Genomic DNA, 11,944 nt, shown 5'->3' with positions numbered 1-11,944 from the left:
GATCGCGATCGGGCGCCCGCACGCCTGTAGCCAGCGGGCCCGCGCCTGATCGCCGATCGCGGCGGCCGCATCGCCGTCGAACATCGCGTGCACGTCGTGGAACGGCCCGTACGGCATGCCTTGCTCGTCGCGGCGGCGCGGATCGTCGGCTGCGTGCGCGGGTGTGTCCCAGCGGGCGCGCGTCAGGTCGAGGCCGCCGACGAACGCGAGCCGGTCGTCGATCACGACCAGCTTCTGGTGATGCGACGCGCCGCGCGGGTGTGCATCGTCGAGCCGGAACCGGATGCCGCGATGCGCGCGCCAGCCGGCCCGATACACGGGCGGCCAGTCGCGCTCCAGCGCGTAGATCATCGCGAAATCCCACGCGAGCACGTAGATGCGCAGGTTGTGACGAGCAGACGCGAGCGCATGCAGGAAGGCCGCGAGCGTGTCGGGCAGCGTGTCGTCCGCGCCGCCCGGCGCGAGCCGCATCCGGCTGTCGACGTCCCAGCCGACGATGAACACCGTATGGCGCGCACGCAGCAGCGCGGCGCGCAGCGTCGAGAAATACGCGTCGCCGTCGACCAGCATTGCGAAGCGGTCTGCGTGGCGGATCGTGTCGCAGTTGCGCCCGCGTTCGAGCAGGCCGTGCCGCGACGGGCCGTCCGCCGGCGCGGCGTCGACGCGCCGGTCGTCGGCGCGGGTCATGCGATCCGGCGCGATCATCGGGCCCCGACGTCCCGGTTGCCGTCGATCCGCTGCAACAGCGCATCGCAGCGTGCGCGAAGCCCCTGCAACTCCGGCGAATGCGCGTCGAGCCGCGCATGCTCGCCGTGCGCGACCGCGATGTCGTAGATCTCCTGCGCGATCGTCGCCGACGCGTGCGCGATCCTGATCCGGTCGAGCCAGTCGCATTCGGCGCGCTGGCACGCGAGCCACGCGCGCAGCGCGCCCACCAGCTGGCTGGTCGTGAGCCAGGCGCCGCTGCGCATGCGCGCGGCGAGCTGGCTCGTCACGAGATAGGAGAGCAGGTCGGTCTGGGTCACACGAAACTCCTTGACGAGGTGTCGGGTTGACAGGTCCGTACGCACGCGATGTTTTGCAGCGTCTCGCAGATCGCCGCAAATTCCGGCCCGCTCGTGCGCGAGAACGAGACGGAGATGTCGTCGGTGTCCGGATCGTCGTCCGATTGCTGGACGATGAACCGTTTCACGCGCACCCGGCCGGGGCCGAGCGCCTCGTGCAGCGTGCCGAGCGTGAGGCCGCCGCGCTCGGCCACGAGCAGCAGCGTGCGCTGCTGGCGCTGCGCGATGAAGCGACGCTCGAGCGGCTTCACGCCCGCAAGGATCGCGAGCACGATCGCCGTCGCGCCGACCGACGCAACCACCATGCCGCCGCCCGCGGCGAGCCCGACGCCGGCCACCGCCCACAGGCTCGCGGCCGTCGTCAGCCCGCGCACCACTTCGCCGCGCAGCAGGATCGAGCCCGCGCCGAGAAAGCCGATGCCGGACACCACTTGCGCGGCGACCCGCGACGGGTCGAGCACGACGCCGTTCTGCCCGCGCACGTCCTCGAAGCCGAACGTCGACACCAGCATCACGAGCGCGGAACCGACGCACACGAGCATGTGCGTGCGCAGCCCGGCGGCCCAGTTCAGGCGTTCGCGTTCGAGCCCGATCACGCTGCCGAGCAGCGCGGCCAGCAGCAGGCGTCCGAGTAATTCGAGGTGGCCGATCATGATGTGCATCCCTTCCGGCCCTCAGCGAGGCGGGCCCGGTAGCGGTTCGATGCGGAAAAGGGACGCAAGCAGCGTGCCGGCCGGGCACGGCGCGTGCGCGCAAGGCCGGCGGCGCGCCTGACGAGCATGCGGCGCGCATTTTTTGCATCGCTATCGCAGATAAGACAGGAGGCCACCGTGGCACATCAACAGGACGCACAGGTTCGGGACCCGTATCGCGGCCACGAGATTTTCGTGTGGGCGCGACCCAACGAGCGCGGCGCATGGCGCGACGAGGTGCAGGTGTACGTCAACGGCGCGCGCATCGAGCTGGTGGTGCCGGAAGCCGCCGGCCCGGAATGGCTGACCGAGGTCGAGGCGCTGCGGGCGGGCCTCGAGCGCGGCCGCTATCTGATCGACAAGCGCGTGGACGACGACTGACTGGCATCGCGCTTGCGGCGCCGTGTGCCGCGACAGCGCACCACGGCAAGTACCTTGTGAACCCATGCCGGCCCGCGCCGGGAGGAACCGATGAGCGATCCGCGTACCCTGCATATCTACCGCTACGACCCCGACCGCGACGCGGCGCCTTACCTGCAGCGCTACGAGATCGACGTGAACCCGGACGACCGCATGCTGCTCGACGTGCTGGGCCGCGTGAAATGCGACGACGAGACGCTGTCGTATCGGCGCTCCTGCCGTGAAGGCATCTGCGGCTCGGACGCGATGAACATCAACGGCAAGAACGGCCTCGCATGCCTGACGAACATGCAGACGCTGCCGCGCGAGATCGTGCTGCGGCCGTTGCCGGGGCTGCCGGTGGTGCGCGACCTGATCGTCGACATGACCGATTTCTTCAACCAGTACCACTCGATCCGGCCATACCTGATCAACGACACGACGCCGCCCGCGCGCGAGCGGCTGCAATCGCCGGAGGAGCGCGACCAGCTCGACGGGCTGTACGAATGCATCCTGTGCGCGTGCTGTTCGACGTCGTGCCCGAGCTACTGGTGGAACCCGGACAAGTTCGTCGGTCCGGCCGGGCTGCTGCAGGCGTACCGCTTCATCGCCGATTCGCGCGATCTCGCGACGGCCGAGCGGCTCGAGGATCTCGAGGACCCGTACCGGCTGTTCCGCTGCCGGACGATCATGAACTGCACGGACGTGTGCCCGAAGGGGCTGAATCCGACCAAGGCGATTTCGGAGATCCGGACGATGCTGGTCAGGCGGACGGTGTAGCGCGGGACATCCGGAGACTAGGGCTCCGCTATTTCCCGGCGAACGCGTCCGCCTGCGCGGCGCGATGCCGTGCCGCAACGCGATCGCCGGCCGGATAGAACTGCCGCGCCCATCGCTGGAATACCGGATACGGCCCGTCGCCTGCGACCGGGGTACCGTAGCCGGTGTAGTCGCGATGGCTCCACACCATGATGTCTTCCTTGAACACCGGCACCAGCCACAGCCGGTGCAGCAACCGGCCGAGCACGGCGTAGACGAGCCGCTGCACCGGGGCCGGCCACCTCGACAGCCACGAAAAGCGGAACGAGATACCGTCCCGGAAGGTCCAGCGCAACGGCGCGACCTGCACGCCGCACGCGAAGATCTTCGCTTCGAGGCCGATCGCCTTCATTTCATGATCGGACGACACGCAGCCGAGGCCGTGAACGCCGATCAGCGTGCGCCATTTGATGTGCTTCCACGCCATGTCGACCTGCATCGAAATGCGCGGGCCGTCGATCACGGGCGTATGCGGTTTCATGTCCTTCCAGCGGTGCAGCGCGCCGAAATGTTCGAGATCGAAGCCGTTTTCCGGCAGGTTCTGCATCACGCCGCGTAGCGTGAATGCCTGGCCGACCGGCGCCGAGAAGCCGGTCATGTCCACGTCGGGCAGTTCCCAGGTCGGCGCCAGGCCGTCGGCGTTCTGCCATACGAACACGAAGCCGTTCCACTCGCGCACGTGCCGGGTGCGAAGCGTCAGCGTCTGGCCGCCCTTCGCGCAGCCGGCGGTGGTGCGCCGCCCGTCGGGGCCGTATGCGTAGTGATGGAACGGACAGACGATCTGCTCGCCGTCGACCGTGCCGCCGTGGCCGAGATGCGCGCCCTGGTGCGGGCAATACGCGTCGACCGCGCAGGCGACGCCCGAGGCCGTCCGGTACAGCACGACATCGCGTCCCATGAACGGCGTCGTGAGCACGGCCCCGCGCTTCAGCTCGCGGCTGAAACACAGCGCGAACCAGCCGTCCGGATAGGGCAGCGGCGCGGTTTCGTCGACGGGGCCGGCTGCATGCATCGCGCGCTCCTGCATCGGCATGGCACTCATCGCGCGAATTCCCGATCGGTGTGCATGACGGCCGGCGGCCCGGCGCCGTCTTGCCCGTCGGGTGCGTCGCCGCCGGGCGCCGGGTAGAACTGCGCGGCCCAGCGCCGGAACGTCATGATCGGCAGCTCGCCGGCCATCAGCGTCGGGCGTGCGTCGTAGTCGCGGTGATCCCAGATGCGCAGGTCGCGCTTGAATTGCGGCACGAACCACAGCCGGTATGCGGCGCTCGCGAGGACCTCGTGCACGGCCCGGCGCAGCGGCGACGGCCACGCCGACGTGCGTTCGACGCGCAGCGCGACGAATTCGCGGCAGGTCCAGCGATCGGGTTCGATCTGCGTCGGGAACAGCACGACCCGTGCGTGCAGCCCGAGGTCCGGCAGTTCCATGCGCGCGGCCATGCAGCCCAGGCCGTGCATCGTGATGTCCAGCAGCAGCCGTTGCCCGAGCAGCACGAGCGTCGAGCGCATCGTCATCCGGTGGCCGTCGGCTTGCGGCGGCTCCAGCACCGGGTTCGACCAGCCGTGCACCGGGCTGAAATGATTGACGTCGACGCCGTTCTCGGCCGGATTCTGCAGGCTGCCGTTCAGCGTGTGGCACTGGCCGCGCGGCCGCGAATAGCCGTCGAGGTCGAGTTCGGGCAGCGACCACGACGGCGCTGCGCCCGCACGGTCCTGCCATGCGAGCACGAGGCCGTTCCATTCGCATACGGGGCGCTGCCGCAGCGCGGCGGCGGGCGGCTTGCCGTCGCGCCCGGCGCGCACGCAGGTGCCGTCCGGCGCGAACGCGAGGTGATGGAACGGGCATACGATCTCCTCGCCGCGCACGACGCCGCCGTGCCCGAGATGCGCGCCGAGGTGCGGACAATGCGGCGCGACCGCGCGAATCAGGCCGGATGCCGTTCGATACAGCACGACGTCCGCGCCCATGAAGCGCGTTACGACGAGCGCGCCGGGTTTGACGTCGCGGCTGTAGGCCAGCGCGAACCAGCCGTCCGGATAGCGATGTCGCGAAGCGGCGGCGGATTCGGGCACAAGAGGGATCGGTGCGTGCATGTGCGTCTCCAGTCACCGGGGCGAAGCATGCCGGTCCGCCGCCGCGATTTCCTCGAGCGTCGGCAGTGCCGTCATCGCGACTGCGCCGCCGGCGAAGCGCCCGCCGCCGAGATCGTCGCCGTGGTAGCGGGTGCTGAATGCATGAAACTCCGCATTGCCGGCACTCATGTAACACAGCTCCGTCACGTAGGCCTGCGCGTCGGCGTCGCCGGCCAGCGCGCCCGTCGCGACCGCTTCACGCGCGTCGATCAGGCGGCGCTCGTTCGACGTGCAGCGTGCCGCCAGCCGGTCGAGCGCCGCCTGGGCGTTCAGTTGCTCGACGCGCATCAGGATCCACACGGCATTGAATCGCTCGTGCGCGGACCATTCCTTGCGAAACGAAAACAGGTCGTTGACGAGAATCACCGAGTCGATCGTCGCGTCCCGCGCGTCGGCCAGCGCCGCGTGTTGCGCGAGGTGCTGCCCCATGTCGATGTCGAGCGCGTATTCGATGAGCAGCGTGATCCAGTGGCCGAAGCCCTCGACCCGGCGAAACGCCAGATAGTCGGCCAACGACAGGCGCGTTGCGTCGGTTGCCGTCGGGCTGGCCTGCGTATGGATCTGCTCGCGGATGCATTCGACGAACCGCCGCCAGAAGGCCGGGCGCGCCTCGCTCTGGGTGCGCATCAACTGCAGCGTGTCGTGCAGCAGCCGCGCGGAAGGTGCGTCGGCCGGCGGCGGCGTGCCGTCGACGGCCGCCAGGAAATGCTCGCGCAACGAGTCGAGCCCCGCCTGATCGCCGGTGCGTGCGAGATGCGTGAAGGCGTCGTCCATCAGCGTCGTGACGTGCATCATGCGGTGGAGCGCGTACACGCGATCGGGCCGCGCATTCGGGTAGCACAGGCTGCCATACGCGGGAATGCGCTGCGCGAGAAAACGGCGCGCCGCTGCGTCGCTGCGATAGTGCTGCACGATGTACGGGTAGTCGTCGATCGCGAGTTGCCGCTCGATTGCTTCATGCTGCGGGTGCCGTGCGACGGGCAGCGACAGATGCGGCAGCGGCAGCACCAGCGTTTGCGTCTCGCTGGGCGGGGCGCTCGTGGCGCGTGGCGTTCCGGATGCTTGCATGCGGCTCTCCAAGTTACGCGTCCGGTTTGACCGCGACGATGCTGTAGGTCGACACCTTGTTCTTGATCAGCGCGACGGACCAGTTTTCGGCGAGCACGCGCAGTTCTTCCAGCGTGTCCGGCGCACGGTGCGGAAAATGGCGGTCGATGTTGGCCTTGGCATCCATCAGCCAGCGCGCGACGTCGATGTTCGACGGCAGCACGCGCATGTCGCGGATCGCGAACCCGGCGTCGATCAGCACCTGCCTGAAATAATCGGGCGTCTTCCTGTGCTTGCACGCGATCCGGTCGACCTCGTCCGGCGTGTCGGATGCGTATTCGCTCAGGTCGACGTTGTACAGATTGTCCGAGATCACCACCGAGCCGCCGCCGCGCACACGCGCATGCAGCGCGCGCATCGCCTTTTCGTACAGCGCGTTCGGGAAGTGCGAGATCACGCCGCGAATGATCACGAGATCGTACGGCGTCGCGGGATCGGGCAGTCGATCGACGTCCTGTGCGTTGCACTGATACAGGTTGATGCGTTCCGCGAGCCCGTGTTGCGCATGAAAGCGGGCGCAGTAGTCGAGCTGTTCGCGACTGACGTTGATACCGTCGAGGCGCATGCAGCCGGGGAAGCGGCCGGCCAGATACTTCAGGATGTAGCCCCAGCCGCAGCCGATGTCGAGAATGCGTTCGACGCGCGGGGGAACGAGGTCGTCGAAGCCGGCGAGATGAAGCTGGCGTTCGAAGTAGCGAATGCCCGATTCATCGAGCGAGATCGGCGGCGTGGAGCGCGGATCGTCGTACACACCGAACTGGAACAACAGGTACTCGCCGATCGCCTTGCGCCAGTCGTCCGGGCTGCCGGCGTAGGTCGTCTGCACTTTCCGCTCGTAATCGCTCACCGTCTCGCCATGCAGCACCCGGATCGGCAGGGCGGGTTCCAGGTGCGGCGCGCGCAGTTCGGCGATCGCCTGTTCGCTGATCTGATTCATCGAAATCCTCGCGTCGTCCATTTCCGTCAAACCGGACAAAACAATGCCCGCCGATCGAGCGGCGGCGCACGTCTTTACGAAACGCCGGCACAAAAATACCCCGGCCGATACCTGTGATCGTGCAATCGAATAAATCGAGGTAATGCTTCGGTCGAAACGTTATGAAGGTGAAAGATCCGTGCGCATTTATAGAATCCCCGGATAAATGGCGGAAAGGGCGCTACGACGCCACATTGCGACACAGGCCCCATATCGTGCCTGGGACGTCTGGCGACGCGGGCTGGCGCTGGCTGGCCGGTTCGGCTCCGTACGCAACGCATATTTTCACGATTCGGGCACAGCGATCGTGAACCGGAAACGAAGTGTTTTTGTTATATGAAAGGCGATTCGATTTTTCAAGAATCTTCCCGTGTGTTTTAAAAACACGGGAAAACAGGTGCGAATAGAAATATTAAAATCGCGCTTGTCAATGGCGGTGGGGATTGTTTCGATTCGATGAATCGAAAAAAGCCGCGACGCGAACGATCGCGCGTGCGGCTATCCGGCCGGACGAGCTCGTGCGGCCGCATGACGTCAAACTCGACTGAAACGCCCGCTCCCGCAGGAGCGGATCGGGCGCGGTGGACCGGCGCCTACGGCTACGGCCGCGCAGCCACCTCGTCGAGGTGCCACAGCAGATCCGCCGGATCGTCGTACACGCGCAGCGCGCCGGCGCGTTCCAGTTCGTCGCTGCCGTACCCGCCCGCCAGCAGCCCGACGCCGAGCGCGCGGCAGCGGGCGGCGGCGAGCATGTCCCAGATGCTGTCGCCGACCACCACCGTATGCTCGATCGGCACGTTCAGCTTCGCGGCCGCGGTCAGGAACAGGTCCGGGTCCGGCTTCGCATATTTCACCTGATCGCGCGTGACGACGACGTTCTTCGCCGGATCGACGCCGAGCGCCTCGAGATTGATCGCCGCCGTTTCCATTCGCCCGCTGGTCGCGATCGCCCAGCGAATGCCGGCATTCGACAGCGCGGCCAGCAGTTCGCGCGCGCCCGGCAGCGGCCGGACCTGCGCGCGCAGCCGCTGGTACGCGGCCGCATGCAGCCGCGCGAGCCGCTCGACGCGCTCGGCGTCGATGTCGCCGGCCGTTTCGCGCAGCAACTGATTCAGGAACAGGCCGCCGCTCATCCCGATCTTGCGATGGATGCGCCACACCGACAGTTCGATGCCTTCGGCGTCGAGCGCTTCCTTCCACGCGAGTACGTGCTGATAGACGCTGTCGACGAGCGTGCCGTCGAGATCGAACAGAAATGACGTTTCAATGCGCATGTAACTCTCCTGGCCCGATGATCGTCGGGCAAATCGTCGGCAAAACCCAATGCGTCACATTATCGGCGCACGGCCGTGTCACCGCCATGTCCCGCGCCGCACGCGCCGCGACCGGCGGCAGCGGGGGGAACACCGCTGGTACAATCGCGCCGATGCGCCGGGCGGGCCGCCCGGGCGCCCAACCTTCGTCGAATCCCCGTATGGCAACCCCCGACGCCGTCAGTTCCGAACAATCGTGGTGGGGCGTTCTGGCCCTGGCGCTCACCGCCTTCATCTTCAATACCACCGAATTCGTACCCGTCGCGCTGCTGAGCGCGATCGGCGACAGCCTGCAGATGCAGCCGACCGCGGTCGGCCTGATGCTGACGATCTACGCGTGGGCCGTCGCGGTCGTGTCGTTGCCGCTGACGTTCGTCACGCGCCACGTCGAGCGCCGCAAGCTATTGAGCGTGGCGCTGCTGGTGTTCATCGGCAGCCATGTCGTGACCGGCTTCGCGTGGAATTTCACGGTGCTGATGATCGGCCGGCTCGGCATCGCGTGCGCGCATGCGGTGTTCTGGTCGATTTCGATCCCGCTCGCGGTGCGGCTCGCGCCGAGCGACCGCAAAAGCCGTGCGCTCAGCCTGATCGCGATGGGCTCGGCGATCGCGATGGTCGCCGGGATTCCGCTCGGCCGCGTGATCGGCGAGGCGTTCGGCTGGCGCGTCACGTTCCTGATCATCGCGGGCACGGCGGGCGTCGCGCTGCTGTTGCTGCGCGCCACGTTGCCGTTGCTGCCGAGCCAGGGCGCCGGGTCGCTGAGCAGCATCGGCGTGTTCCTGCGCAAGCCGGCGCTGGTCGCGCTGTATGCGATCACCGTGCTGGTCGTGTCCGCGCACTTCACGTCGTACACGTACATCGAACCGTTCGTGCAGAGCATCAATCATGCGAGCAACAGCCGGATCACGTACGTGCTGATCCTGTTCGGCATCGCCGGCCTGCCGGCCGCGGTCTGCTTCAATCGCGTCTATCCGCACCGGCCCGACGATTTCCTGCTGGCGTCGATCATCGCGCTGTCGGGCTGCCTGCTGATCCTGTTCCCGTGCGCGCTGAACATCGTCACGCTGTCCGTGCACACGCTGGTGTGGGGCGGCGCGATCGTCTGCTTCGGGCTGGCGATGCAGGCATGGGTGCTGAAGCTGGCGCCGGACGCGACCGACCTGGCCGTGTCGATCTACTCGGGGCTGTACAACGTCGGCATCGGCGCCGGCGCGCTGCTCGGCAACCATATCGCGGGCGACTTCGGGCTGCCGTGGATCGGTACCTTCGGCGGCGTGGTCGCGATCTTCGCGGCCGGGGTCGCGTGGGCCGCGTTGCGGCTGCACGCGAAACGGGAAGCGGCGCTCGCGGCCCCCGCGCCTTGAAGCCGCAGCCCGGCACGCCGCCGGTGCATCACGCGACCGAATAGCCGCCGTCGGCCACGAGCGCGTGCCCCGACACATAGCTGGCATCGTCCGACGCGAGGAACGCGACGACCGTCGCCATCTCGTCGGCGGACGCCCAGCGGCCGGCCGGCGTCGATTCGGCGAAGGCGAGCCGTGCTTCCTCCGACGCCCAGATGCCGCGATGATGGAACGGCGTATCGATCAGCCCCGGGCACAGCGCGTTGACGCGCACGCCGCGTTTGAACCATTCGATCGAAGCCGTCTTCGTCATCCCGATCACCGCATGCTTGCTCGCGATATACACCGACGCATTCTCGAAGCCGATGACGCCGCCCATCGACGCATTGTTGATGATGCTGCCCTTGCCCTGACGCAGCATGATCTCGGCCGCGAACTTCATCGAATTGAACACGCCGCGCACGTTCGGCTCGAACACCCGGTCGTAGCTTTGCGCGTCCTGCTCGAGCATCGGCGCGAACACGCCTTCCGTGCCCGCATTGTTGAACGCGATGTCGAGCCGTCCGTGCGTCGACACCGTGAAATCGAACAGCTTGCGGAGCTCGGCTTCGTTCGCGACATCCGCGGCAAAGGCCGTTGCGTTACCGCCGGCGGTCGCGATCTCGTCGACCAGTCGATCGAGTTCGGCCTTGCGTCGGGCGCTGACGACGACCTTCGCGCCGCGGCGCGCGAGTTCGATCGCCGATGCGCGGCCGATGCCGGAACTGGCGCCCGTCACGAGGGCGATGCGACCGTCGAGCGGGGCTGAGTGCGTGCTTGCGTTCATGATGCGTTTCTCCGTGGTGGTTGACCCTCTGCGTCGAAGTGACGTCTGATGCGCATTGTGGTCGCTCGACGGCGACAAAAAAATGGAACAATGGCGCATTCAGAATTCCTTCTTGAGGAATTAAAATCGCTTTTTCGCGAGCATCATAAAGGCTTCCCATGCTCAACCGCCTCGACATCCTGAAGATCTTTTCCGCGGCCGCCGCGGCGCCGACGTTTCGCGAGGCGGCCGCGCGGCTCGGCGTGTCGCCGCAGGTCGTCACGCGCGCGGTGCGCGAACTGGAAGAGATGCTCGGCGAAACGCTGTTTCACCGGACGACCCGCAGCATCCGGATCACCGCGTTCGGCCAGTCGTTCGCGCGCGAGGTGCAGGGCGCGCTGGCCGTGGTCGACGGGCTGTTCGGGCCGGCGACCGGCCAGCGCGACGAGCCGGTCGGCGTCGTCCGGATCACCGCGCCGTCGGGCATGGGGCGGTATTACGTGCAGCCGATCCTCACCGGCCTCATGCAGCGGTATCCGGGGCTCGTGCCCGATCTGCGGCTGTCGGACGTGCCGTCGCCGGTGGTCGACGAGCAGATCGACATCGGCGTGCGCGTCGGCGCGATCGGCGACAACCGCTTCGTCGCGCGCATGGTCGGGCCGTTGCCGATGTGGGTGGTAGCCGCGCCGTCGCTGATCAGGCGGCTGGGCGAGCCGAAAAGCCGTAAGGCACTCGAAGCGATGCCGGTGACGTGCCTGATCGATCGGGCAAGCGGGCGGCCGTGGCCGTGGATGTTTCGCGGCGAGCAGCAGTTCGTGCCGTCGTCGCCGGCTTACCTGACGGACGACACCGACGTGGAGATCGAGGCCGTGTGCGCGGGGGTGGGAGTCGGCCAGTGTTCGGAATATCTTGTGCGGCCGTACGTCAGGAAGGGGCGCCTCGTGCGGGTGCTGCCGAGCCTCGAGCCCGAGCCGTGGAAGCTGCACGTTTATCGACCGCGGCGCGGGCCGATGCCGCGTCGTATCCGGGTGGTGTACGACGAACTGGTGGCGAAGCTCGCGGATGCGACGTGGCGGGAGTAGGGGGCGCCGCACAACGGCAAACGTCGGTCGCGGCGGCATCATGAGTCTTTCCGTGCCCGACCCTACGCCGGACGAATTTCAGCTGTTCGGCAACATCGGGCCCGCCTGAAGGCGCTGCGGCCGATCGTCGATGTGAGGACCGCCGCGAGGCCCGCCATCACGCCACCGATCCGCGCATTTCGCCGCATCGTTCGTTGCGATGCGCTCGTTA

12 protein-coding genes and 1 pseudogene are annotated in these 11,944 nt (G+C 67.5%); 4 read left to right on the top strand and 9 right to left on the bottom strand.

From position 1 onward, the window contains the following. The 3 genes and pseudogenes from H3O04_RS17335 to H3O04_RS17325 all read right to left on the bottom strand — a co-directional run. A pseudogene (locus H3O04_RS17335) lies at positions 1–705 on the bottom strand (VTT domain-containing protein); the annotation flags it as partial. Then, on the bottom strand, positions 702–1,025 hold the full coding sequence (locus tag H3O04_RS17330; protein ID WP_012336640.1) for a hypothetical protein: 324 nt from the start codon (positions 1,023–1,025) through the stop codon (positions 702–704). The gene H3O04_RS17330 and the pseudogene H3O04_RS17335, both read right to left, overlap by 4 nt. Beyond that, entirely contained in the window at positions 1,022–1,717 is a 696-nt protein-coding gene (locus tag H3O04_RS17325) for an MgtC/SapB family protein (RefSeq protein WP_041492325.1), read from the bottom strand. Before H3O04_RS17325 ends, H3O04_RS17330 begins: the two co-directional genes overlap by 4 nt. Positions 1,718–1,894: 177 nt before the next feature. On the opposite strand from H3O04_RS17325, the gene H3O04_RS17320 reads away from it, so the two are divergent. Together H3O04_RS17320 and H3O04_RS17315 are read left to right on the top strand one after the other, a co-directional pair. Then, positions 1,895–2,137, top strand: a complete 243-nt coding sequence (locus tag H3O04_RS17320) for a DUF6566 family protein (protein ID WP_023476627.1) — start codon at positions 1,895–1,897, stop codon at positions 2,135–2,137. A 90-nt stretch (positions 2,138–2,227) separates the two neighbouring features. Next, positions 2,228–2,935: a succinate dehydrogenase/fumarate reductase iron-sulfur subunit gene (locus H3O04_RS17315; RefSeq protein WP_202588129.1), complete on the top strand. Its 708-nt coding sequence runs from the start codon at positions 2,228–2,230 to the stop codon at positions 2,933–2,935. A 28-nt stretch (positions 2,936–2,963) separates the two neighbouring features. On the opposite strand, the gene H3O04_RS17310 is transcribed toward H3O04_RS17315, so the two are convergent. The 5 genes from H3O04_RS17310 to H3O04_RS17290 all read right to left on the bottom strand — a co-directional run bounded on the left by H3O04_RS17310 (position 2,964) and on the right by H3O04_RS17290 (position 8,464). Continuing rightward, entirely contained in the window at positions 2,964–4,016 is a 1,053-nt protein-coding gene (locus tag H3O04_RS17310; RefSeq protein ID WP_202588128.1) for a Rieske (2Fe-2S) protein, read from the bottom strand. After that, positions 4,013–5,068: a Rieske 2Fe-2S domain-containing protein gene (locus tag H3O04_RS17305; RefSeq protein ID WP_202588127.1), complete on the bottom strand. Its 1,056-nt coding sequence runs from the start codon at positions 5,066–5,068 to the stop codon at positions 4,013–4,015. Before H3O04_RS17305 ends, H3O04_RS17310 begins: the two co-directional genes overlap by 4 nt. 12 nt (positions 5,069–5,080) lie before the next feature. After that, positions 5,081–6,175: a terpene synthase family protein gene (locus tag H3O04_RS17300; protein WP_105798011.1), complete on the bottom strand. Its 1,095-nt coding sequence runs from the start codon at positions 6,173–6,175 to the stop codon at positions 5,081–5,083. A gap of 13 nt (positions 6,176–6,188) precedes the next feature. Next, positions 6,189–7,151, bottom strand: coding sequence for an SAM-dependent methyltransferase (locus tag H3O04_RS17295; RefSeq protein WP_202588126.1), 963 nt, complete (start codon positions 7,149–7,151; stop codon positions 6,189–6,191). A 638-nt stretch (positions 7,152–7,789) separates the two neighbouring features. Continuing rightward, positions 7,790–8,464 carry an HAD family hydrolase gene (locus H3O04_RS17290; protein WP_011545523.1) on the bottom strand — a complete coding sequence of 225 codons (675 nt, stop codon included), beginning with the start codon at positions 8,462–8,464 and terminating at the stop codon, positions 7,790–7,792. A 200-nt stretch (positions 8,465–8,664) separates the two neighbouring features. Between H3O04_RS17290 and H3O04_RS17285 the strand changes: the two genes are divergently transcribed. After that, on the top strand, positions 8,665–9,867 hold the full coding sequence (locus H3O04_RS17285) for a sugar transporter (protein ID WP_202588125.1): 1,203 nt from the start codon (positions 8,665–8,667) through the stop codon (positions 9,865–9,867). Positions 9,868–9,895: 28 nt separating this feature from the next. On the opposite strand, the gene H3O04_RS17280 is transcribed toward H3O04_RS17285, so the two are convergent. Continuing rightward, on the bottom strand, positions 9,896–10,672 hold the full coding sequence (locus H3O04_RS17280) for an SDR family NAD(P)-dependent oxidoreductase (protein WP_175682182.1): 777 nt from the start codon (positions 10,670–10,672) through the stop codon (positions 9,896–9,898). Between the two features lie 158 nt (positions 10,673–10,830). Between H3O04_RS17280 and H3O04_RS17275 the strand changes: the two genes are divergently transcribed. Beyond that, entirely contained in the window at positions 10,831–11,733 is a 903-nt protein-coding gene (locus H3O04_RS17275) for a LysR family transcriptional regulator (RefSeq protein WP_202588124.1), read from the top strand. The last annotated feature ends 211 nt before the right edge of the window (positions 11,734–11,944 follow it).

It is taken from the genome of Burkholderia sp. KCJ3K979 (genome assembly GCF_016759955.1).
In the GTDB taxonomy this organism is placed as follows: domain Bacteria; phylum Pseudomonadota; class Gammaproteobacteria; order Burkholderiales; family Burkholderiaceae; genus Burkholderia; species Burkholderia orbicola.
Note: the sequence above shows the minus strand (reverse complement) of the source record. Positions and strands in the feature narration are given on the sequence as shown.

What these genes read in the sequence shown, in the direction of transcription:
- H3O04_RS17325 (WP_041492325.1), bottom strand. Translation starts at nt 1,717, where the DNA reads ATGATCGGCCACCTCGAATTACTCGGACGCCTGCTGCTGGCCGCGCTG.
- H3O04_RS17315 (WP_202588129.1), top strand. Translation starts at nt 2,228, where the DNA reads ATGAGCGATCCGCGTACCCTGCATATCTACCGCTACGACCCCGACCGC.
- H3O04_RS17310 (WP_202588128.1), bottom strand. Translation starts at nt 4,016, where the DNA reads ATGAGTGCCATGCCGATGCAGGAGCGCGCGATGCATGCAGCCGGCCCC.
- H3O04_RS17305 (WP_202588127.1), bottom strand. Translation starts at nt 5,068, where the DNA reads ATGCACGCACCGATCCCTCTTGTGCCCGAATCCGCCGCCGCTTCGCGA.
- H3O04_RS17300 (WP_105798011.1), bottom strand. Translation starts at nt 6,175, where the DNA reads ATGCAAGCATCCGGAACGCCACGCGCCACGAGCGCCCCGCCCAGCGAG.
- H3O04_RS17295 (WP_202588126.1), bottom strand. Translation starts at nt 7,151, where the DNA reads ATGAATCAGATCAGCGAACAGGCGATCGCCGAACTGCGCGCGCCGCAC.
- H3O04_RS17290 (WP_011545523.1), bottom strand. Translation starts at nt 8,464, where the DNA reads ATGCGCATTGAAACGTCATTTCTGTTCGATCTCGACGGCACGCTCGTC.
- H3O04_RS17285 (WP_202588125.1), top strand. Translation starts at nt 8,665, where the DNA reads ATGGCAACCCCCGACGCCGTCAGTTCCGAACAATCGTGGTGGGGCGTT.
- H3O04_RS17280 (WP_175682182.1), bottom strand. Translation starts at nt 10,672, where the DNA reads ATGAACGCAAGCACGCACTCAGCCCCGCTCGACGGTCGCATCGCCCTC.
- H3O04_RS17275 (WP_202588124.1), top strand. Translation starts at nt 10,831, where the DNA reads ATGCTCAACCGCCTCGACATCCTGAAGATCTTTTCCGCGGCCGCCGCG.